Source organism: Paenibacillus caui (assembly GCF_019904135.1).
GTDB classification, from domain to species: domain Bacteria; phylum Bacillota; class Bacilli; order Paenibacillales; family Paenibacillaceae; genus Fontibacillus; species Fontibacillus caui.
Map to the genome: position 1 here is coordinate 48,330 of NZ_JAIOGQ010000027.1, position 18,973 is coordinate 67,302.

The 18,973-nt window shown below is 50.5% G+C and carries 18 protein-coding genes and 3 pseudogenes; 5 read left to right on the forward strand and 16 right to left on the reverse strand.

The window, feature by feature from the left end; translation table 11 throughout:
- Window positions 1-184: 184 nt before the first annotated feature.
- The 6 genes and pseudogenes from K7397_RS15920 to K7397_RS15945 all read right to left on the reverse strand — a co-directional run.
- Window positions 185-862, reverse strand: a pseudogene (locus K7397_RS15920) (glucose PTS transporter subunit EIIB); the annotation flags it as partial.
- A gap of 149 nt (window positions 863-1,011) precedes the next feature.
- Window positions 1,012-2,001: a LacI family DNA-binding transcriptional regulator gene (locus K7397_RS15925; RefSeq protein WP_223068922.1), complete on the reverse strand. Its 990-nt coding sequence runs from the start codon at window positions 1,999-2,001 to the stop codon at window positions 1,012-1,014.
- A gap of 27 nt (window positions 2,002-2,028) precedes the next feature.
- On the reverse strand, window positions 2,029-2,487 hold the full coding sequence (locus tag K7397_RS15930; protein ID WP_223068923.1) for a cupin domain-containing protein: 459 nt from the start codon (window positions 2,485-2,487) through the stop codon (window positions 2,029-2,031).
- 255 nt (window positions 2,488-2,742) lie between these two features.
- Window positions 2,743-3,819: an ABC transporter ATP-binding protein gene (locus K7397_RS15935; RefSeq protein WP_337926745.1), complete on the reverse strand. Its 1,077-nt coding sequence runs from the start codon at window positions 3,817-3,819 to the stop codon at window positions 2,743-2,745.
- Between the two features lie 31 nt (window positions 3,820-3,850).
- Complete coding sequence (locus tag K7397_RS15940) at window positions 3,851-4,651, reverse strand: ABC transporter permease (RefSeq protein WP_223068924.1); 801 nt, start codon at window positions 4,649-4,651, stop codon at window positions 3,851-3,853.
- Entirely contained in the window at window positions 4,648-5,424 is a 777-nt protein-coding gene (locus tag K7397_RS15945; protein ID WP_223068925.1) for an ABC transporter permease, read from the reverse strand. Before K7397_RS15945 ends, K7397_RS15940 begins: the two co-directional genes overlap by 4 nt.
- A 636-nt stretch (window positions 5,425-6,060) precedes the next feature.
- Between K7397_RS15945 and K7397_RS15950 the strand changes: the two are divergent.
- A pseudogene (locus K7397_RS15950) lies at window positions 6,061-6,834 on the forward strand (GNAT family N-acetyltransferase).
- Between the two features lie 29 nt (window positions 6,835-6,863).
- Here K7397_RS15950 and K7397_RS15960 read toward each other — a convergent pair.
- The 6 genes from K7397_RS15960 to K7397_RS15985 all read right to left on the reverse strand — a co-directional run bounded on the left by K7397_RS15960 (window position 6,864) and on the right by K7397_RS15985 (window position 13,238).
- Complete coding sequence (locus K7397_RS15960; RefSeq protein ID WP_223068927.1) at window positions 6,864-7,064, reverse strand: hypothetical protein; 201 nt, start codon at window positions 7,062-7,064, stop codon at window positions 6,864-6,866.
- A complete protein-coding gene (locus K7397_RS15965; protein ID WP_223068928.1) occupies window positions 7,061-8,470 on the reverse strand; it encodes a sensor histidine kinase in 1,410 nt (469 codons plus the stop codon). The genes K7397_RS15960 and K7397_RS15965 overlap by 4 nt, the downstream gene beginning before the upstream one ends.
- A complete protein-coding gene (locus tag K7397_RS15970; RefSeq protein ID WP_223068929.1) occupies window positions 8,457-9,176 on the reverse strand; it encodes a response regulator transcription factor in 720 nt (239 codons plus the stop codon). Before K7397_RS15970 ends, K7397_RS15965 begins: the two co-directional genes overlap by 14 nt.
- A 175-nt stretch (window positions 9,177-9,351) precedes the next feature.
- The gene (locus K7397_RS15975) at window positions 9,352-10,563 is read right to left on the reverse strand and encodes a cell wall-binding repeat-containing protein (protein ID WP_237690970.1); all 1,212 of its coding nucleotides are present in this window, start codon (window positions 10,561-10,563) and stop codon (window positions 9,352-9,354) included.
- A 161-nt stretch (window positions 10,564-10,724) separates the two neighbouring features.
- A complete protein-coding gene (gene hflX, locus K7397_RS15980) occupies window positions 10,725-11,981 on the reverse strand; it encodes a GTPase HflX (protein ID WP_223068930.1) in 1,257 nt (418 codons plus the stop codon).
- A 459-nt stretch (window positions 11,982-12,440) separates the two neighbouring features.
- Window positions 12,441-13,238 (reverse strand): HAD family hydrolase, encoded by a 798-nt coding sequence (locus K7397_RS15985; protein WP_223068931.1) that lies wholly within the window; start codon window positions 13,236-13,238, stop codon window positions 12,441-12,443.
- Between the two features lie 312 nt (window positions 13,239-13,550).
- Here K7397_RS15985 and K7397_RS15990 point away from each other — a divergent pair.
- The 4 genes and pseudogenes from K7397_RS15990 to K7397_RS16005 all read left to right on the forward strand — a co-directional run.
- Window positions 13,551-13,787, forward strand: a pseudogene (locus K7397_RS15990) (helix-turn-helix domain-containing protein); the annotation flags it as partial.
- Window positions 13,788-13,789: 2 nt separating this feature from the next.
- Complete coding sequence (locus K7397_RS15995) at window positions 13,790-13,879, forward strand: zinc ribbon domain-containing protein (protein WP_223068945.1); 90 nt, start codon at window positions 13,790-13,792, stop codon at window positions 13,877-13,879.
- A 165-nt stretch (window positions 13,880-14,044) separates the two neighbouring features.
- Complete coding sequence (locus K7397_RS16000) at window positions 14,045-14,851, forward strand: hypothetical protein (protein WP_223068932.1); 807 nt, start codon at window positions 14,045-14,047, stop codon at window positions 14,849-14,851.
- A 240-nt stretch (window positions 14,852-15,091) separates the two neighbouring features.
- The gene (locus K7397_RS16005) at window positions 15,092-15,847 is read left to right on the forward strand and encodes an SGNH/GDSL hydrolase family protein (protein ID WP_223068933.1); all 756 of its coding nucleotides are present in this window, start codon (window positions 15,092-15,094) and stop codon (window positions 15,845-15,847) included.
- Window positions 15,848-15,917: 70 nt separating this feature from the next.
- Here K7397_RS16005 and K7397_RS16010 read toward each other — a convergent pair whose 3' ends face one another.
- From K7397_RS16010 to K7397_RS16025, 4 genes are all read right to left on the reverse strand, one after another.
- Entirely contained in the window at window positions 15,918-16,517 is a 600-nt protein-coding gene (locus K7397_RS16010; protein WP_223068934.1) for an SLOG family protein, read from the reverse strand.
- Window positions 16,514-17,083 carry a GNAT family N-acetyltransferase gene (locus K7397_RS16015; RefSeq protein WP_223068935.1) on the reverse strand — a complete coding sequence of 190 codons (570 nt, stop codon included), beginning with the start codon at window positions 17,081-17,083 and terminating at the stop codon, window positions 16,514-16,516. The genes K7397_RS16010 and K7397_RS16015 overlap by 4 nt, the downstream gene beginning before the upstream one ends.
- Before the next feature lie 384 nt (window positions 17,084-17,467).
- The gene (locus K7397_RS16020; RefSeq protein ID WP_223068936.1) at window positions 17,468-18,241 is read right to left on the reverse strand and encodes a hypothetical protein; all 774 of its coding nucleotides are present in this window, start codon (window positions 18,239-18,241) and stop codon (window positions 17,468-17,470) included.
- 13 nt (window positions 18,242-18,254) lie between these two features.
- Entirely contained in the window at window positions 18,255-18,719 is a 465-nt protein-coding gene (locus K7397_RS16025; protein WP_273545634.1) for a papain-like cysteine protease family protein, read from the reverse strand.
- Window positions 18,720-18,973: the final 254 nt, after the last annotated feature.

The window sequence follows — 18,973 nt, forward strand, 5'->3', positions numbered from 1 at the left end:
ACCTCCTTTTCCCATGGAGTTAGAGAGCAGGCTGCTTTCGCCTCGTACCCCTGGCGGAATCCTTGTTCCATCAGATAAAATTTACGGGCGGCGATTCTAATGTTATGCTGCAGAATCTTCGGCCGCACCTTTTCGTCTGCCCCAGATCAGCGTGATGGTAAAGGTAACCGCGAAGCTGATGACCATCCCAATACAGAAGGCCGCAATCGATTGAGGGCGGATGGCGATAATTCCAGGCACCGCCGCCGGTCCCATCGAACAGCAAATCCGGGTGCACCATAATCATCGCCAGCGCTGCGCCCAGATAAGGGTTTCCGCCAAACTTGCGAGTCGCCGAGAAACCGATCAGAATCGGCAAAAAGACGAACGGAGCATTGGCGAACAAATTGATAATGCCGGCCCAATCCGCCATGCCCGGATACATTTCAACCAGCGATTTGGCTCCAAACAAGTTTTGCGCGGTCAATACATTGTTGATCCCCATTAGCAAACCGCCGGCCACGATCGCCGGAATAATCGGCACGAAAATATCGGAAAGGGCTTTCACAAACCGCTGTAATAGATTCATTTTGGCTGCACCGGCTTCTTTCACATCGCTGGTTGACATTTCGCCAAGACCGGTCAATGCGGCAAATTCACCGTATACCGTGTTTACCGTGCCGGCTCCCAGAATAATCTGGTACTGTCCTCCCGTGGAAAATGTGCCTTTTACGGCATCCATCTGATCAAGCGCTTTCTGATCAATTTTGGAGTCATCCTCTAGCACGAGGCGCAAGCGTGTGGCACAGTGTGCAGCAGCGGTCACATTTTGTTTGCCGCCGATCGCCTGAAGAATATCCTCAGCCACTTGTTTGTGATCCATAGTCTATGTCTCCTTTGTTTGCGGAACCGGTTCCAATGCACTTAAAAAAATTTAATGTCAACAATATCAGTTTTCCGCCTTAGAAACCGGTTCCAAACGAGTTTGAAGGAATTCCGGTTTTTGGAACCGGTTTCTAAGATGGATTATATTCAATTCACCTGCGGAATGTCAAGGCTTTCACGCTCGATTATTTCATATTGTGAATGCATGACTTGTTCTACGGGCTGTCCGTTGACAAGCTTGATGATGCTGGATGCGGCCATTTTTCCCGTTTCCTTGTAAAAAAACTTGACCGTTGTCAGCCCGGGATGAACGATGCCGGCAATTTCGTACCCGCCAAACCCCGTTATCGAGAAATCGTCCGGCACTTTAAAGCCGAGGCGGTTTGCCGCCTTTAGCACTCCGAGCGCGATGTTGTCCGTCGCGCAGACAAATACGGTTGGACAGGCGCTTTGGATGACTTCCACCGCTGTCTGCTGGGCTTCTTCTATGCCAAATCCGGTTTCATAATAGACCACCTCAGCATCGCTGCACTGCTCCGCCGCTCTCTTGAAGCCCTTCTTGCGGCCAACGCCTACGGCAACGTCCTTCTCCGACACCCCGAGAAAAGCGATGCGGCGGTGCCCTTTCAGAAGAACAAGCCTCCCCAAGTCATAGGCGGAGCTTTCATCATCATGGATGATGCTGTATATGCCCGGGTACTGCTGCCCTACCAAAATTAACGGCACTTGCAGCGACTTAAACGCGGCGACATGCTCCCCGTCAATTTCGGTCGCGAGCAAAATAATCCCCGCCACCTTTTGTCTGGCGAAGCTGTACAGATTCTCCACCTCGCGGTGCGGGTCCCGGCTGCTGTTCAAAATCAGCATATCGAAGTCCATGGAGCGGAGCTGCTCGTCAATCCCCATTAAAGTTCTAGAAGACGCATAGGAATCGAGGCGGGGCACAACGGTCCCGATCATATTGGGCCGCTTGGCTTTCAGGCTTTGCGCAAATGAATTCGGCACGTAGCCGGTCTCGCGAATGACTTTTTCAATCTTCTCCTTCGTATGGCTGCCCACCGATCCCCCGTTGAGAAAACGGGAGACCGTGCTTTTGGCAACACCCGACAAGCGGGCAATGTCGGAAATCGTAACCATCGCTTCGGTTCAACTCCAATTGTCCATTTATTTCTTCTCAACCATGCTGAAGTCATCGTAATGAAACGCCGGAGCAACGACACAGGTTACAAATACCGGTTCATTGCCGATCGGCTTTGCTGTCTGCCACACATTGGCCGGAACAAGGGCCATCGGGATTTGCCCGTTCTCAACATCCATACCGAGAATGATCTTCTCGCCCGCCTCCGGCTGCTCTCCGCTGCCGCCAAGCGTCAGCTCCAGCGGACCGCCGGAATGGTGCAGCCACAGCTCGTCCGACAACACGACATGCCACGCGGACACTTCGCCCGGATGCAGCAGGAAATACGTCGAGCTTGCCGCTGCCCTGGCCCCGGAATACTTCGGCTTCAGCACTTCATGCGGGATCCTGAACGATGATTTCCACGTTTCCTTGAACCAGCCGCCCTCGATATGCCGTTCCATATTTAAAGCCTTAACCAATGGGGATAATTGTTGATCGCTCATTAACCGTCTCTCCTGTTCTGCTTGTTCTTTCGGGAGGCGCCGGAATGGCTTCTCCGTCCCCTTTCCCACAAGCTTCCGAATTTTCGCTTTCTGTTCCAACTTAACTATAATCAAATCAACCAAACCGGGCAAGCCGGGATCATCTCTTTCCAAAGGGACCGCTGCAGGAAGCCCTTCGGCTGGACACCCAGCTGACCGGCCCTGAAGAACGGACAGCGCCAGCCTCATTCGTCAGGCATCATTCAGCTCCTATGTCTAATAAACCCGGTGAATTACCTCTTCGAAATCGGGCTCCTCCATGTCGACGTCCTCAATTTCTCCCCATTCCGCAAGCATGCGAAGCACGTCCATCGTCTTCATTTCCTGTCTGTTGGCCTCCACGGTGATCATATTTCCCTGTCTGGAGGTGACGACAAGAGGAGCGGCAACCGGCGCAACCGCTGATCGTGTCCCCGTTACTGTGGTATTCCCCTTAATTCCCGCATTCCCCGCCTCGCCCTCCGCAATGGAACCGCTGCAACTCCTGTACATCGTCCCATCAGGAATATTGCAATTTCCCCGGTAGGTTACGTGAAACCGCGTAGGCAGCCCGATCGCATCCCGCAGGCTCTGAGGGGTCCCGTCATAAGACAATTCGCCGTCCCCAATCACCATGACCCTCCGGCACAGCTGTTCGATGTCGTCCATGTCGTGAGTGGTCAGCAGGATCGTCTTGCCGAACTCCTCGTTCAGCAGCTTCAGAAACCCGCGAATGCCGCGTTTCGCGTTCACATCGAGACCGATGGTCGGCTCGTCCAGAAACAGCAGATCCGGGTCATGCAGCATCGCCGCCGCCAGGTCTGCGCGCATGCGCTGGCCAAGCGAAAGCTTGCGCACCGGTGTCTGCCAAAATTCCTGCAGGTTCAGAAGCTCCGCGAATTGATCCAGCCGTTTCCGCTTGACGCTCTCTTCAACCCGGTACATTCGGGCCAATATATCGAAGGAATCTTTGACCGGCAAATCCCACCAGAGCTGGCTGCGCTGTCCGAAGACGACTCCAAGCCGCTTGACGGCCCGGCGCCGCTCACGATGCGGATTGATCCCGCCGAGCAGCACTTCGCCTCCCGTCGGATGCAGAATGCCCGTCAGCATTTTGATGGTTGTCGACTTTCCCGCCCCGTTGGGCCCGATATAGCCGACAAACTCGCCGGATTCGACCTCAAAGCTGATGTCCCGGACCGCTTCTTTCACCCGATAGTCGCGCGCAAACAAAGTGCGCAGGCCGGCAAACCGTCCTTCCCGGACGACGGGGGTTTTGAACTGCTTGTTCAGATGTTTGGCTTCGATTCGCACTGTTTCAGCCTCCTAAAAGTTTTGTACAGCATCAGCTTCCCGTGCTCTGGTATTTCGTCAGGCCGAGCCGCCAGAACAGGAGGCTAAGCACCAGGCAAAGGACCGCGGCTCCGGCGGTCAAAGCAAGCACCCACGGTCCCATCTCGCCCCGCAAAATATAGAGAGACGGCAGGTAGTTGACCAGTCCCACCGGAATGAGGGTGAGCAGCAGGCCGGACATCCACTTCGGATACAGGGTGAGCGGATACTGAGCAGCCGTCCTGGCTGCGTCCTCCGTGATGTTCTGCAGCTCGGAAATGCGGGTTGTCCAAAAACCCAATGTCGCGGTCGCAAGACCGATCGAGAACAAAATGATGGCCCCTGTAAAAATAATAAACAAAGTTAACGGCACGGACGTCCAGCCAACCTGTCCGCTTTGCATCATGCCGCTCAGTGCCCAGTACAGCACAAAGCCGCCCTGCAGCACTTCTCCCAGCATGATGCGGAAGCTCTGCGGCATCAGTGTCAGCAGCACGGGAAGCGGACGGATGAGCAAGCCGTCGAGCTCGCCGTTTACCAAATATTTTTCCAGATGATGAACTTCGTCTGCAAACGTGCGGTACAGCGTCTTGGCAAGCGTCATAACCGCATACAAATATCCGATTTCGTACAGCGACCAGCCCTTGATGGCACCGAATTTGTACAGGACAATCGCCACCATCAAAAATTCCGAAATCTGAATCAACGCCGCAAGCAGCGTGCTCAAAACAAAGTTGAACTTGTATTGCATCCGGCTTCTCACACTGGTCCGGATCAGCAGGCCGTAAAGGGAAATCCAGGCTCTCGCATTCATCCGCCCTGCACCTCCACTTTTTGGCGCAGCAGCGCCGTTGCCATCAGACAGACAAGGGTCATGAGGACGCACCAAAGCAGCGTTCCCCAGAGCAGCGAGCCTCCTCCGTATCCCAGATACAAACGGGTAGGGACGTAAAGCAGATACGGGTAGGGCGACAGCCAGGCGATCCGCTCCAGCCAGTCCGGCAGCCATTCCAGCGGAATGAAGAACCCGGCAAGCAAGTTGCTCATGGCATAGTTGCCCCAATACAGCCAGGAGGATTCCGTCGTCCACAGCGCCGATGCGCCGATCAGAAAGTTCATGCAGATTGACAAATAGGCCGCCCCGGCAAGCGCTGCCGCAGCACAGACGACATCCGTCAAGCTTCCTGGAAAATGCAGCTGGAACACAAAATAATAGAGCACATAAATCGGGATGGACTTATAGACAAACTGGTAGGCGATTTGCCCCCATTCCCTGGCCATCAAGTGGCTGAACAGATGAACGGGACGCATCAGATCAAGGGAAATGTGGCCGGTCCTGACGGAAAGCGGAATGCCGAGACCGTTCGTAAGGAAAGTTGTTACCCACAGCGCGGCCTGGTTAAAGGCGATGTAGCTGACCATCCCCTGCGTGCCGTATTCCCCGAGCGAATGGTCTTGGCCAAGACCGATCCAGAGGCAGGCATACATGAAGCCGAAGCTGGCGCTCGCGAGGTTGTGCACCATGTGCGCCCCTCGGTATTGCAAATTGCGGGCATAGGCTTTGGAAGCCAGAGTGAAATAAAGCATGATAGGCAGCACCTCCGATAAGTGTATGTGACGGCTGGTCCGTCTACTTCAGACAAGGGCAATAAAAGTGAGAAGGACAAAATCATACCAGATAGTCCCAAAAGAGGCAAGACATTTTTGCGAGGAGCATTTTTTTGAGAGGAACCTCTGACTGATGCCGATAATGTAACGCCATGAACCATTTAACGAGTCGGGTCTGGGTGATCCTGATTGTAAAAATATGCTACAATGACACTTAACTTGGAATCCAAGAGCCTGAGGAGACCGAATAGATGCTTGATTAGGAGAAGGTCGCATTTATCGCGGCGGACATACTTGCCGTACGAGTAGAGATGAAGATGTCATGTGTACCATCACCGTGGCGCCGGAGTGCTGAATACCGGCATACGGGCGATCTTATTCTGAGCAACACCACCCGGCCATACCTGAGCGGCCTTTCGGAAGTCTGGCTGGCGAACGACGTTCGGCGCACCTTATGCTAACAGAGGCATGTCTCATGTGTTCCGGTGGGAAATTGCGCTGGCTGTTTAACCGGTTCAGCGGCAAAGAGAGGAGACAATAAAAATGATGATTGAACTGGCACCCAAGGATTATTACAAAGCGCTGCCGCCGCTTCGCCAATTGCAAACCAACACCATGTTTGCCGAAGCGGTGCTTAAGCAGCATGTTTCAGGCCGTGTCTATGTCGATCGCAGCGAGAATCCCCGTACCTTTTATGTAGTTCATCCCTATGGAATGTCATTGCTGTTCGGTGATCCGGGGAACGAGTCATTCACTCAAGCACTTTATGATTACATAACCAATCAATCGGCAACCAGACATCAGGTGGAATGGCTGCAGACAGATCCGGCGGGAGAATGGAGCGGGGTGATTGATTCCATGTTATCTTCCCATAACAGCCGGCTGGAGAATCGCGATTTGTCGCCCGAAGACTTTGATAGGAAAAAGATTCTGAGAAACACCAGAGTCAACTTCAGCTTCAATCGCGATGCTTACCTGGATGAGAAGCAGAACTTTCCGAGGCACGATGAGCCGGTCATCCGTACAACCAAAGAGCAGTTTTTGATCCAAACCGGAGCTGTCATCCCCCGTTTCTTCTGGTGGAATAAAGAGCTTTTTGCCGAGGAAGGCATAGGTTATACCCTGCTGCGGGATGGAGAGATTGCTTCTGCTTCATTCTCGGCCTGCTGCACGGCGAATCAGCTGGAGATTGGAATTGAGACAGCGGATGCCCACAGGTGAAAAGGTTATGCAGTCTCCGTATGCTCCGCGTTAATCGACTATTGTCTGGACCATGATCTGGAGCCGGTATGGGCCTGCCGTCTCGATAACGAGGGGTCTTATTATCTGGTGCAGAAGCTGGGCTTTCGGCCGTCGGTAACCCTGCCTTTTTATCGGCTGCCGGTATAATACTTTCTTCAATTGCAGCAGGCCCCGCTTTATCGCTTGCGCCACAGCTTAATCAGGCAATAAATCAAAGCGATCAAAAGGGAAGGGGGGACGAGCCACAAACAATAATTCCCCATCAAACGCCCCGTATCAGGGAACGACATGCCGCGAAAAGAGGCTGCCGACAAGACCAAACACATGACGCCCATTACTATAATGAATATGGCGACAAGCCACTCCAGCTTTTTCATGCCGTTCCTCCTGCTTCCGCCGATAATCTGAACCTAATCTCAAACCGGGTGCCGGCCCCGGGTTTGCTTGTGACGGTGATCTCTCCCCCTTGAAGCTCAATCAGCTTTTTGGCGATGGCAAGTCCCAGGCCCGTCCCGCCGTGCTGACGCGAACGGGATTTCTCCACCCGGTAGAAACGGTCAAAAATATAGGGAAGCTCCTCCTCCGCAATGCCTACCCCGGTGTCTTCCACCGAGAGATAAACGAAGGCACCTTCCGTACCGAGGCTAACCGTAATCCCGCCTTGTTCCGTATAGCGGACGGCATTCTCCAGCAGGTTGGACAGCACCTGCTCCATGCGCAGCCCGTCTCCATAAATCAAAGGGACATCGCCGTCTGCACGGACATTTAGCTGCAGCCCTTTCGCATTCGCTTTTAGCCGGATTTTCCGGACCGCATTGTCTGCGATTTCCGCAAGATCCATCCATTCCAGGGACAGGCTGATCTTCCCTTCTTCCATTTTGGCCAGCTCAAACAAATCGTTCACCATATGCTGCAAACGCTGCGCTTCCTGGTGGACAATGTCCAGATATTTGTCCTTCTCGTCTTCGGTATCATACAGCCGGTCCCGAAGCACCTTCGCATATCCTTCCAGATAGGTAATCGGCGTTCGAAGCTCGTGGGAAATGTTCGCAAAAAACTCCTGCCGGGTATCCCGGTACCGCTGCAGATCCCCGGCCAGATCATTGATCGCTTTGGCTAAGGTTCCGATTTCGTCCTTGCTGCGGATATTCAGGCGGGTTTCCAGTTCACCGGCTGCGATATTCCGGGTCGCCCGCTGCATTTGAATGAGAGGCCCGGATAAAATCCGGGCGATAATCCACGTAATCCCTATCGCCAACAGGAAGGCTCCCGCCCCCGCAAGAATCAGCAGACGCCGTACGGCCAAAATCGATTCATCCATATGCTTTGTTGAAGAGAGCACGTATATAGCCGAGGTTATGCGGTTTCCATCAGAACCCGGGATCGGTTTGCCGGAGACAAAATAACGGTTCCCTGCCCCGTCCTGATGCTCGAAGCTGACCGTTGTTCCGGAAAACAGCGCGGTTACGTCCTTGGCATGAATGAACGAAAGCGCGGTTACTGGCTCGCCGGACATAGCGATGATTGATCCCTTCTCGTTAATATGCACAATGCTTACGTTTGAGAAATCCGCGAACTCAAGCACCGTCTGCTCCGTAGACAGATCAGGGGAACCCGCCATCGCCGCGAAGTGCGCCGTCAGCTCTTCAACCTCTGTTCTCATTTCAGTGTTGTAAAAGCCCGCAAACATCCGGTCAACGGCCCAGGCCAGGGACGTCAATACGATGACAAAAGCGGCCAGAATGACGAGTCCCAGCTTGAATCCGATTCTATTTCTGCCCATTCGTTTCACCGGCCCCACTAAACTTGTAGCCTACTCCCCATACGGTTTGGATCGGATTATAGCCAAGGCCCGCCTTTTGTACCTTCTCCCGAATGTTCTTGACATGGGTATCCACGACGCGGGAATCCCCGTCATAGTCATACCCCCACAGCAGATTGAGCAGCTCGGGCCGGCTGAACACTTTTTGCCGGCTTTTGGCCAGCGTGGCGAACAGATCGAACTCTTTTTGCGTAAAATCCGCCGGATGGCCGCAAATGACAATTTCGCGTCTTTCCGGATAAATCCTCAGGTCCGGAAACTCAATGGCAGGCTCCTGCTGCACAGCCGAAGCATGCGTGATGGACGACCTGCGGAGCAGCGAGTAGACACGGGCAATCAATTCTTCCGGCTCAAAGGGCTTTGTTAAATAATCGTCCGCACCGATGCCAAGGCCAAGCACTTTGTCTTTGGTCTCCGAACGGGCCGTCAGCATCATGACCGGCACATCGGTCTCCTTCCGGATCGCTTTGCAAATCTGCCAGCCGTCCATATCCGGCATCATGACATCGAGAAGGACAAGGTCAATGGTCTGCCCGTTAATCAGGGACAACGCCTCATGGCCGGTTGAGGCCTCTTTGACGTCAAACCCTTCCTTCGTCAAATATATGCGCAGCAAATTTCTCATGTTCCATTCGTCATCCACTACCAGGACTTGCAGCCTTGCCACCCGCGCTCCCCCTATCTGTACACTTGCCTGAACGTTATCCGGTTACCCTGTTTCTTTTTCATTCCATTATAAATCCAGGAATCGTCCTGTGCGAACTGGCTGCTGACTTGCTGTTTGAGAACTGCATCATTTGCCCTGCTTGGAGAAGCTGCGGCGCCAAGGTGTAAGTTTTGTATCAGTGATGTATACCGCCATGACCTTCATCGGATTTCGAAACGATCTCAAGCATGGAGTCGATTTCTCCCTGGGCTTTGGCGGAAAGTGATTGCTCGGAGCCAGTAAGCCACCCGTGATTATAGGGACCTTCTGTCGGGGACATCTCATACTTAGGCTGTAGGGACATCACATAAGACATGACCGGTTCCGGCATGCTGTCCTGATTGGTCCAGAGCAGCGGCGAATGCTTGCCCAAATGGGAAAAAGGAGCAGCGGCAATCGCCAAATCCGGAGATTTCAAATTGACAAAAGAGAAATTGTGACCGGGTGTGGTGATCCCCCAGCCAAAACCGGTCTTGGCATCTTTATATTTGGCAAAAGCCACAGCGTTTGCATAAGGATCTTTACCGGATATGCGCACTACCGTGCCATATTTCCCGAGCTCTTTTTCCACGTCAGATGAAACTGCGTTTTCAGGGCCCAAAATATAGATATTCGCCTTGCCTCCTCTGGCCTGCAGCGCCCGGACCGTTTCCTGCGGAATTTCGTTTTTCTTCACGTAAAGCAGAGGTTCGGGCATATGGGCAATCCAGTTGATGGCAGGCATCGTATACTCCTCGCTGTCCATCGAGCCTACAATGACGGAAGCCGGCTGCTCTCCGGCTACCTTGCTGTAATAAGCGTCGATCGCTTCGGCCAATGCCGCCGGGTTATCTCCGGTTACTTTGTCCGTTTTCAGTCCTAACGCCTTGGCCTGGTCCTCCACCTTCTCACCCAAATTGCCGACCAGAATCAATTGAACGCCGTTGTTGGCTTCAGTGCCCATAGGCTTTAACCGCTTGATTTCATTCGCCGTAACTTCGGGAATACCGTTCTTGTCCACAAACAGAATCGGACCGTTGCTTGGATGGTGAATCAGGTCGGCGCTGACCAGCGCATTTTGCCAATGACCGGGATCGGTTAGAATGATGCTGCCCGGGCGGTTGTCGCTGCCGGTTGCCATCCACAGTGTCCGGGATACGATAACGGCAGCTTCCTGCGGATTGTCCGTATTGATTCGCGTTGTATTCTTTGAAGCAATCCAAGGCATCCCCGTTCCAGCCGCCGAATTCACGGCTGCGGTCTGGTTTGCGGAAGCGGTTGCTCCCTTGTTGTCAGACTTGTCCGAACATGCCGTTAGAACGAAAACCCCTGCCACGGCGATCGCCAAGGCTTTAGCTGTTGTTCTCATAAAGTTCCTCCTGTTTATCTATAGACTTTCAGTAACCTTAAACCTATTATGAATTGAAATTGTGTAGATTATATGAAGTTTTGAAAATTTTAAAAAAGCAGAGCTTTTCGCTCTGCTTCTTCGTTGATTGTGATTCGTAAGTTTTCGGCTAACCAAATGAACTATAGAACGTATTCGCGGTATTTTTCGTAATCCTTCGTTTTGCATTCCATACGTAGTCTGGTTCCCTCGTTCTCGTATTCGGCCCGCAGCACATGGGCATGCTCGTTGAAGTATGATACCAGCCCGCCCTGATCATAAGGGATCAGCATTTCGCACGACACATAGTCTTTGAAAATATGGTTTTTAATCAGATCGACCAGCTCGGGAATACCGGTTCTCTGCTTGGCGGCCATGTAAATGGCTGTCTCCTCTACTTTAGGAATGTCTTCCCCGGCCAGGTCGCCTTTGTTGTAGGCCAGAATGGTCGGAATGTCCGTAATGCCGATTTCCTTAAGCGTCTGCTCCGTAATCCGGATCAGCTGCTCGTACTTCGGATTGGAATAGTCGACCACATGGACGAGCAGGTCGGCTTCCGCCACCTCTTCAAGCGTCGAACGGAACGCCTTGATCAGGTGGTGCGGCAGCTTGCTGACAAAACCGACCGTGTCGGTCAGCAGGAAGGATTTGTTATCCGGCAGCTGGATGCTGCGTACCGACGTTTCCAGCGTGGCGAAGAGCATATTTTTCTCAAAAACCTGCTTGTTCTCCCCGGACCCGCCGAATGATTCCAGAAGCGCGTTCATGACCGTTGATTTCCCCGCATTGGTATAGCCCACCAGGGAAACTACGGGGATTTCGTTTCTCTTGCGCTGCTTTCGCTGAATCTGACGCTGGGCTACGGCCGTCTCCAGCTCCTTCGACAGCGCGCTGATCTTTTCTTCAATTCTGCGGCGGTCCAGCTCCAGCCTCGTTTCGCCCGCGCCTCTGTTTCGCGTTCCTACACCACCGCTCTGGCGGCCAAGCGACTCGCGAAGCCCTACAAGCCTCGGCAGCATGTACTGCAGCTGCGCCACTTCCACCTGAAGCTGCGCCTCCCTCGTCCTGGCCCGCTGCTCAAAGATGTCCAGAATCAAAATCGTCCGGTCGATCACCTTGCAGCTAAGGTCAGTCTCCAGATTGCGGATCTGCGAGGGCGACAGCTCGTCATTGAAAATAATCAGATTCGCTTCCATCGCATCATACAGGCCGCGCAGCTCCTCCACCTTGCCCGTTCCGATGTAATGAGACTTGTTGATCCGCTCCATGTTCTGGGTAAGCTCGCCCACAACCGCAACGTCGCATGCGGCGGCCAGATTGGCCAGTTCCTCCATCGAATATTCAAAGTCCGGCTGATGATTCAGATTGACGCCGACCAATATCGCTTTTTGCTGCTCCATATATATACCTCCCGGTTTTCTTTAATAGCTGTAACAAACCAAAATAGACCGATACCGCGAATAGGCGGCTCAGCCTGCTAGGAAAGCGAACGGATGCAGCATAAGGAATATAAGCCTGGGCTGGGCTATCCCGGTCCTCCGGCCCGATCAGCTAATCAACTGCCAGGACAAGGCACTGATCTTGGGCAATTTAAGCGCGACTATGAAAAAGGCAATACAAAAAAGAGGGCGACATTGTCCGCCCCCTTCATTTGCGCAGGGCAATCATAGCGCAGCAGCATATCTGGGTTTACGTACATATGCAGACCATTCCCGTTCGCCCTGCACAGGAGCAGAGCCTTTGAGCACTATTCAATTAGCGGCACAAAGAGAAGAAACGCAAACGGTACATGTTCCACATCGCTTCGCAAACCCTCCGATCATTAGAATTGCTTTTACCTTATCATAAAATATTCGAAATCACAAACCCGAAAAACGCTTATAGGCGTTTTTTCCACCGGGACGCCGCTGTCCCAGCAAAATTCCACTGATTTCCGCATAGCTCGAAACAATGTAGTGCGGCTTATGAGCGGACTCCGGCTCCGCGCCGCGATGGTTGAACCAGATCGACGTCCACCCGGCGTCTACGCTCCCGACCACATCGTTTCTCCAGGAGTCCCCGATATAGACGCTATTCTCGGCAGATGTTCCGGTCTGCCCGTTCACATGCGCAAACAGCCGGGGATCGGGCTTGGAATAGCCGATGTCGCCGGATATAAACATATGAGTTTCCGGAATCCACGTTTTGACGGCGAGAGCATCTATTTTTCTCCTCTGATGGCTGCCCGGACCGTTCGTAATAACACCGACCAGAAAACCGGCCTCGCCCAATTCACGAATAAGCCGGGTCGCTCCTTCAAAAGGAGTGATTGCAAACTGTCCTTTCAGATAGGACGCCTGCAGCCTTCCCGCCTGCCCTTCATCCACATGGACGCCCAGGTCGGCCAGCATCAGCATAAAACGCCGCTTCCGCATCACTTCCATCTTCTCCTTGTCCGGAGCCGCGGACAGCCCTTCCCGGTCGGACAGCGAATCGCTGTAATAACGAAAGAGATGATACGCCTTATCGAAAGGAAACGAGGCCGGAAGTCCAAGGACGTCAACCAGCGCTCCCCGCAGCGGAGCCAGATGATCGTAAAGCGTATCGTCCACATCCAGAAAAACGGCTTTACGCGCGCCCTTCGGATTATAGGTCAGCGTTAACTCGCGTTCATTCATTTGTATCTTTCCTCTCTTCTTCCATTACGGTAAGTATATCATGCAATTCGAGCCGGGCCGTATTTTTCAGCGGGTCTGAAGTCCTTTTTTCGGCTTTTATAGACATAAACGTCCAATTTAACTTACCTCCGAAAGAAGTCTCCCACTTCTAAATCTTACGAAGCTTGATGAAAGTGGGAGATGAATTTCGGTAGGCGAAGCCTAAAGTCTTTTGGTTTCCACATTTTTCTATGACATGATATAATCAGTCTTAGATGAGTCATCTTGTTCTGGTCGTGAAATATCGTAGAATATGGAATGAGGTGATTCGATATGGCAAACAAAGCATATCAGTTCCGTCTGTACCCCACGCAAGAACAAGGGCAACTTTTTGCGAAAACCTTCGGGTGCGTTCGTTTTGTCTACAACAAAATGTTGGCTGAACGAAAGGAAGTGTATGAACAATTCAAGGACGATAAAGAAGCACTGAAGATGCAAAAGCTGCCGACTCCTGCCAAATACAAGAGTGAATATACTTGGCTCAAAGAAGTAGATAGTCTTGCACTGAGCGCATATTCCACTGTGATTGTGGTTTTGCAGCAGACAGGGATTGGAACGCCTCGATCAATATCAAGCGTGAAGGATTGCGACTGTTAGCCTAATCATATACAGAGCACGGAACAGGCTCGATAGCTAAGTCAATTTCGTACGGTTAGGTACGATTACCTTAGAAGCCCCCACCTCTAAGCCCAAGCGTAGGTGGTGGGTAGTTCACTTAGTATATAGAGAAGAGTTTTCCAGCAAGTAAAAATTTAGGAGGGATTAGTATGTCACGTTCAGAAGACGGTTTTGAAAATGACGAACCGCCCGTGGGTAATGAAAAACAAGGATCTCCTTCCTTGAACAGGGAAATTCCGCAGCACGCCGGGAATCCCCAATATAGCTCGGCGGCAGGTTCCGGTACGGATAGTTCTTCAAAGCGTTCATTCAATCAAACGCTGGACAGTGTACGCAACAACGAGCGGGTTCAGCAAGCGGCTGAAGCCAGCAAGCAGTATGCGGCCTATTTTATCGGCATTCTTGTCCGTCCCTATCAGACATCACGTTCTGTTAACAGCACCCATTTGCTCAACGGCGTGATTACGATGATCCTGACGGCGGTGTTATCGGCTTTGTTTTTTGTAATCCGGCTGTCCCCTTTCCATGTTTCCTTTGCGGCTACCTTTATCAAGCCGCTTGTTCTGATGGCGATCACACTCGCTGCAGCCGGTGTCTTTATTGTTCTTCTGCTTCGGCTCAGCAAAATTCAGGCAGACTGGATACAGCTTGCCGCCCAGTTCGGCGCCCTGCTCGTTCCTGCGGCCTCGTCCCTGCTGCTGGCGGACATTTTTGCACTGATCACCATTTATTCACTGTCCTACTTGCTGTTTTCGTTTGCTCTGCTGTTCATCCTTGTCGCAGTAAATGTAATCATCTTTAGTTATCCGGTCACAAAAACAACCATTGGCGGACTGGATCCGCTATTCAGCATATTCATAGTCAACCTGGTTACGGGTTATCTGCTATACACCACGCTTTCCTCTACCTTGCTCAGCGCAGCCAAGGAGATGCTTGGGGGATTTTTCAACTGGTAATCACCGTATAGCTGCTGTAGTACATATCCTCTTAAAAGATTCCCCGCAAGGCGGCGCGAATGCTCTCCAGTATTGGCCAGCCGCTTGGCGGGGAATTTAAATTCTTGTGCAATTTTGGCAGGTGACATCGTGCATTAAACAGCACCTGGTCTTCTCACTGCATGTCTCTTGCCCTGGGCCATCCAACTGCATTACAATGAATAGTAATCAAACCATGATGGGAAAAGGGATGAGCAGCATATGGGTGAAACGGACAAAGATTTAATGGACAGCGATACCAAGTACATCGTCTCCGGAGACTCGATCTCCAAGGGCGTGATTTACGATGAGGCCAGAAGCAAATATGTGATTTTGGAGGACAATTATGTTTCTCTTCTGCAGAATAAGCTGAAGGGCGCGATCCGAAATACGGCCCGATTCGGAAATACGCTGATGAAGGGAATCGTGAATTTGAGGAAAGATGTGCTGAAAGACAAGCCGAATATCGTTCTTATTGAGTACGGCGGGAACGATTGCGATTTTAACTGGAACGAAATAGCCGTCAAGCCCGATTCGGAACATTTTCCCAAAACGGATTTTTCGATGTTCGAGAAGATGCTCACAGAAACGATCGAGTTTCTGAAAAACCAGCAAATTACGCCCATTCTGATGAACCTGCCGCCCCTTAATGCGGATAAATATTTTAAATGGGTGAGCGGCAACAATCCCGACGCGGAAATGAACATTATGAAATGGCTCGGAAGCGTGACCAAAATCTATTGGTGGCAGGAACGGTACAATTCGATCATTTTGAAAGTATCGGAAATGACCAAGACAAAAATGATCGATGTGAGAGGCGCTTTTCTGGAGCATCCCGATTTCACCAAATTCCTGTGCATCGACGGGATACACCCCAATAAAGACGGACATCGCATCATTTGCGAGAAAGTAGTTGAGTTTGTGAAAAGCAATTACGGACATTTGCTGCTGGGCAGCGCCAAAATGGAACATATTTAGGGATCACGGGCAGCGGCTTTTTGGAGCGGCTGCCTGTTTTTTTCGTTTACATGGGTTCTCCTTCTCCGGTCTATAGATCGTCCAAACCCCATTCATCCCCTGCAAAATCGTCCAAATCCTGCCTAAGCTCCTGCTCCTCCTGAACGATACTTTGTATATCCTCGGAGCTGATGCTTATGATCCCGTATCCTTCTTCCTGCTGCTTCTTCAGCGCCTTCTTCTTCATAAACCGCGGACTGCCTTCCCCGGCGTCTTCATCGTAAACGAGCAAAATGCCGTCCGTCTTTCTAAGCAGCAGTTCATCTCTGGCGGTGAGCTGCCAGACCCCGCTATAGGGCTGATTGCTGGCGCTCCCGTAGTAGTCAATTTCCTGCAAAATAGTTCTGAAATACTCCTGTTTGTCCTCTTTCCAATTCGCTTCGGGATCTGCGTAAGCGGCAATGATCGAGCATTTCAGATGAGGGTACCGCTTTCTCAAGGAAATGGCCGCTTCAGCAGCCCACAGATCAACGCCGTATTGTCCGGGGGCAATGATCCATTCGAGCCCGTCTTCGATGAGCGGAATCAGTTTGGCGATAATGGCTTTCTTGATATAAGGAATGCCTTCGTGCTTCTGATTAAAGATGCCCAGCTCATGCGCCCGGTAGCCCGTTACAAGGAGATTTTTCATGAGGGAAGCGTCCCGTTCGGCATTCTCATTCGGTCATAGTCCGCCTTCGTCATTCCATAATACACCAGATCCTTGAACTGGTCCCATTTGACAATATGCTGCTTGAATTCGCCTTCCAGAGACATGCCTAGTTTCTTCATAATATTTGAAGAGGCCGGGTTGTCCGTCATCGCCGCCGCATAGATTTTATTTAACCCAAGGCGGTCAAAACCAAAGGCGGCCACCGCCTTTGCCGCTTCCGTACCGTAACCGCAGCCCCAAAATGGCTTCCCCACCCAGTAGGCGAGCTCGCCTCTGCTATGCGGTTTGCTCACATTCAGGCCCATGCAGCCCATTAACTCTAAATTTTCTTTATGTACGATCGCAAAAGCATATCCGCTACCTTCTTCAGCCCTTGTGCCCGTGCCCTTGATCCAGTATTCCGCTGCTCCATCCGGATAAGGGTGCGGAATGGATAAGGTAGTTCTGGCTACATCGATATGTCCGGCAAGCTCCTGAACGGCAGGCGCATCAGTCGGCTCAAATGATCGCAGCAGCAATCTTTCCGTGTGTAATGTCGGCAGCATTCTCATTCCTCCATCTCTAGCAATTTCATAACATTATATTACATTCCGGGAAAAATACAAACCTGACAGTGATCCTCGAGGTAAGCTCCCGCAAACGCTTGGCCATTCCGGAAAGTTGGTCGGGTATGCTCTCCATGTTTACCATCATCCCTAGCTGCTCCTTAAACTGCGTTCAGTACAACATTTTGTTCTTTGGAAATTGTTGATTCTTTTCCTTTCATGGTATCGTGTCCTTTTCTACTATCTTCAAAACTAATAACTTTTTTATCTGTTTGAGCAAATAACGGAGCAAAAATAATGCCCTTCGCACTTCCTATAGGGAAGCGAAAGGGCTGGAAAGTTTGATTTCTCGTTACTTTGGAGCTTAACCATAGTATCTTGGTTTTACTTCTGCAGTTTTCTTTTTCTTAAAATCGCAAATACACATAAAGCTAGAGCAATAGTCACTACGGATAAAGTAAGAATTAAAGGATGATTTGTATTAGCCACAGCTTTGACAGGTTGGTCACCATGTCCACCACCAGCATATGTTGCCCCATCCGGCGCAGTTAGTGAGTTTTGTTTTTTAGAACGAATTTTGGCAACTTCCTTTTTAAGTTCCGAGAATGGGGTAATACTTGATTTAGTCAAACCTAATTCTGGATTAGGTCTTAATGCTCCAAAATTAGAAGTATCTTCATCGACAACTCCTGAAATATGCAGCGTTTCGTCGTAAATAATTTTGCTCTTCTGAGATTTGAACTTTTCATTAACCAATTTATAATTACTTGCAAAATCTAGATCACTGGAAATTTTCAGAACCTTCCACTGTCCTTTCGCATTGTCAGCAAATAGAAGACCCGCTGGTTTTAAATTTATGGATACTGGAAATATATATCCAGCAAAGGTCAGGGAATCCTTTACATTTGAGGCGACACTGAGTTTCTCTTGAGGAGCTATTCGATAATAAGGATGTCCTTCTTCTAGGATAGCTTTACTAAAATCATCGGAGTCTGAAAGTCCAAATTCCTTCTTTGTTTGATTTAATGAAGGAATATAGTTCTGAAAATCGGCTTCTACACTTTGGCGAATATCACCCGGTGTTTCTGCATAAACATTTCCGAACATAGTAAGAATGAGAAGCGTAACGATGATTAAAGAACAACAAGTTTTTTTCATTATATTGACCCCCTTAACTTACGTATACGTTGAACAACGAATCAACCCAGTGAAATGAATTGTTACTTACAAAGTTACTGTAAGACATAACATTATAATCTGCATTATCTGGCCATGGATCAATGTAGTAGATATCTTGTTTTGATCTTGATGTGTCTTCATAATAACCTCGAATAGCATATGCATGCCCTCCAGATCCGTCTTCCCAAAGAATAACTGTTCCAATAGGTTGGTTGTTACTGATTTGAGAAGCCACAGTTTGAAATGCCAATGGAGTCCCTATTTTGGTGTCTGAAGTTAACCCCCAGTTAGCCAACCCTTTTTTCATATCAGTAACTGTTCCGGTCTCATTAACAACTGAACCTTTTACATAATCAACAAACTGTGATTGTGAAGGCGGTGTTCCTAGTTGATCAATCATCATTACCGAGACAGCTGCCCAACACCATTGATTCATATCCTGTTTATGTACAGGCATGGATGAAATATAGTATGAAACATAAGCAGATACCGGAGTGTTAATGCTTCGTCGCTATACTTAATGGCTTAAAGTCTGAATCATAGAAAAATAGTCAATACTGCTCAGTAATAAGTAATAGGAGCGGATTGGCGATGTGGACCTCATTGAGCAGTAATGAAAATTTGATCATGGACATGTTTAAAGTGGCTTTGCAATTGGAAGAACCATGGAAGCTAACGCATATTGAGTTTGACAATCAGGATCAAGCCTGG

Coding starts and splice junctions, on each gene's coding strand:
- hflX (WP_223068930.1), bottom strand. CDS start 11,981: ATGGAGCAGCAAAAAGCGATATTGGTCGGCGTCAATCTGAATCATCAG.
- K7397_RS16025 (WP_273545634.1), bottom strand. CDS start 18,719: ATGCCTGTACATAAACAGGATATGAATCAATGGTGTTGGGCAGCTGTC.
- K7397_RS15965 (WP_223068928.1), bottom strand. CDS start 8,470: ATGGGCAGAAATAGAATCGGATTCAAGCTGGGACTCGTCATTCTGGCC.
- K7397_RS15945 (WP_223068925.1), bottom strand. CDS start 5,424: ATGCTTTATTTCACTCTGGCTTCCAAAGCCTATGCCCGCAATTTGCAA.
- K7397_RS15940 (WP_223068924.1), bottom strand. CDS start 4,651: ATGAATGCGAGAGCCTGGATTTCCCTTTACGGCCTGCTGATCCGGACC.
- K7397_RS15930 (WP_223068923.1), bottom strand. CDS start 2,487: ATGAGCGATCAACAATTATCCCCATTGGTTAAGGCTTTAAATATGGAA.
- K7397_RS16010 (WP_223068934.1), bottom strand. CDS start 16,517: ATGAAAAATCTCCTTGTAACGGGCTACCGGGCGCATGAGCTGGGCATC.
- K7397_RS16000 (WP_223068932.1), top strand. CDS start 14,045: ATGTCACGTTCAGAAGACGGTTTTGAAAATGACGAACCGCCCGTGGGT.
- K7397_RS15925 (WP_223068922.1), bottom strand. CDS start 2,001: ATGGTTACGATTTCCGACATTGCCCGCTTGTCGGGTGTTGCCAAAAGC.
- K7397_RS16020 (WP_223068936.1), bottom strand. CDS start 18,241: ATGAAAAAAACTTGTTGTTCTTTAATCATCGTTACGCTTCTCATTCTT.
- K7397_RS15960 (WP_223068927.1), bottom strand. CDS start 7,064: ATGAAAAAGCTGGAGTGGCTTGTCGCCATATTCATTATAGTAATGGGC.
- K7397_RS16005 (WP_223068933.1), top strand. CDS start 15,092: ATGGGTGAAACGGACAAAGATTTAATGGACAGCGATACCAAGTACATC.
- K7397_RS15975 (WP_237690970.1), bottom strand. CDS start 10,563: ATGAGAACAACAGCTAAAGCCTTGGCGATCGCCGTGGCAGGGGTTTTC.
- K7397_RS16015 (WP_223068935.1), bottom strand. CDS start 17,083: ATGCTGCCGACATTACACACGGAAAGATTGCTGCTGCGATCATTTGAG.
- K7397_RS15985 (WP_223068931.1), bottom strand. CDS start 13,238: ATGAATGAACGCGAGTTAACGCTGACCTATAATCCGAAGGGCGCGCGT.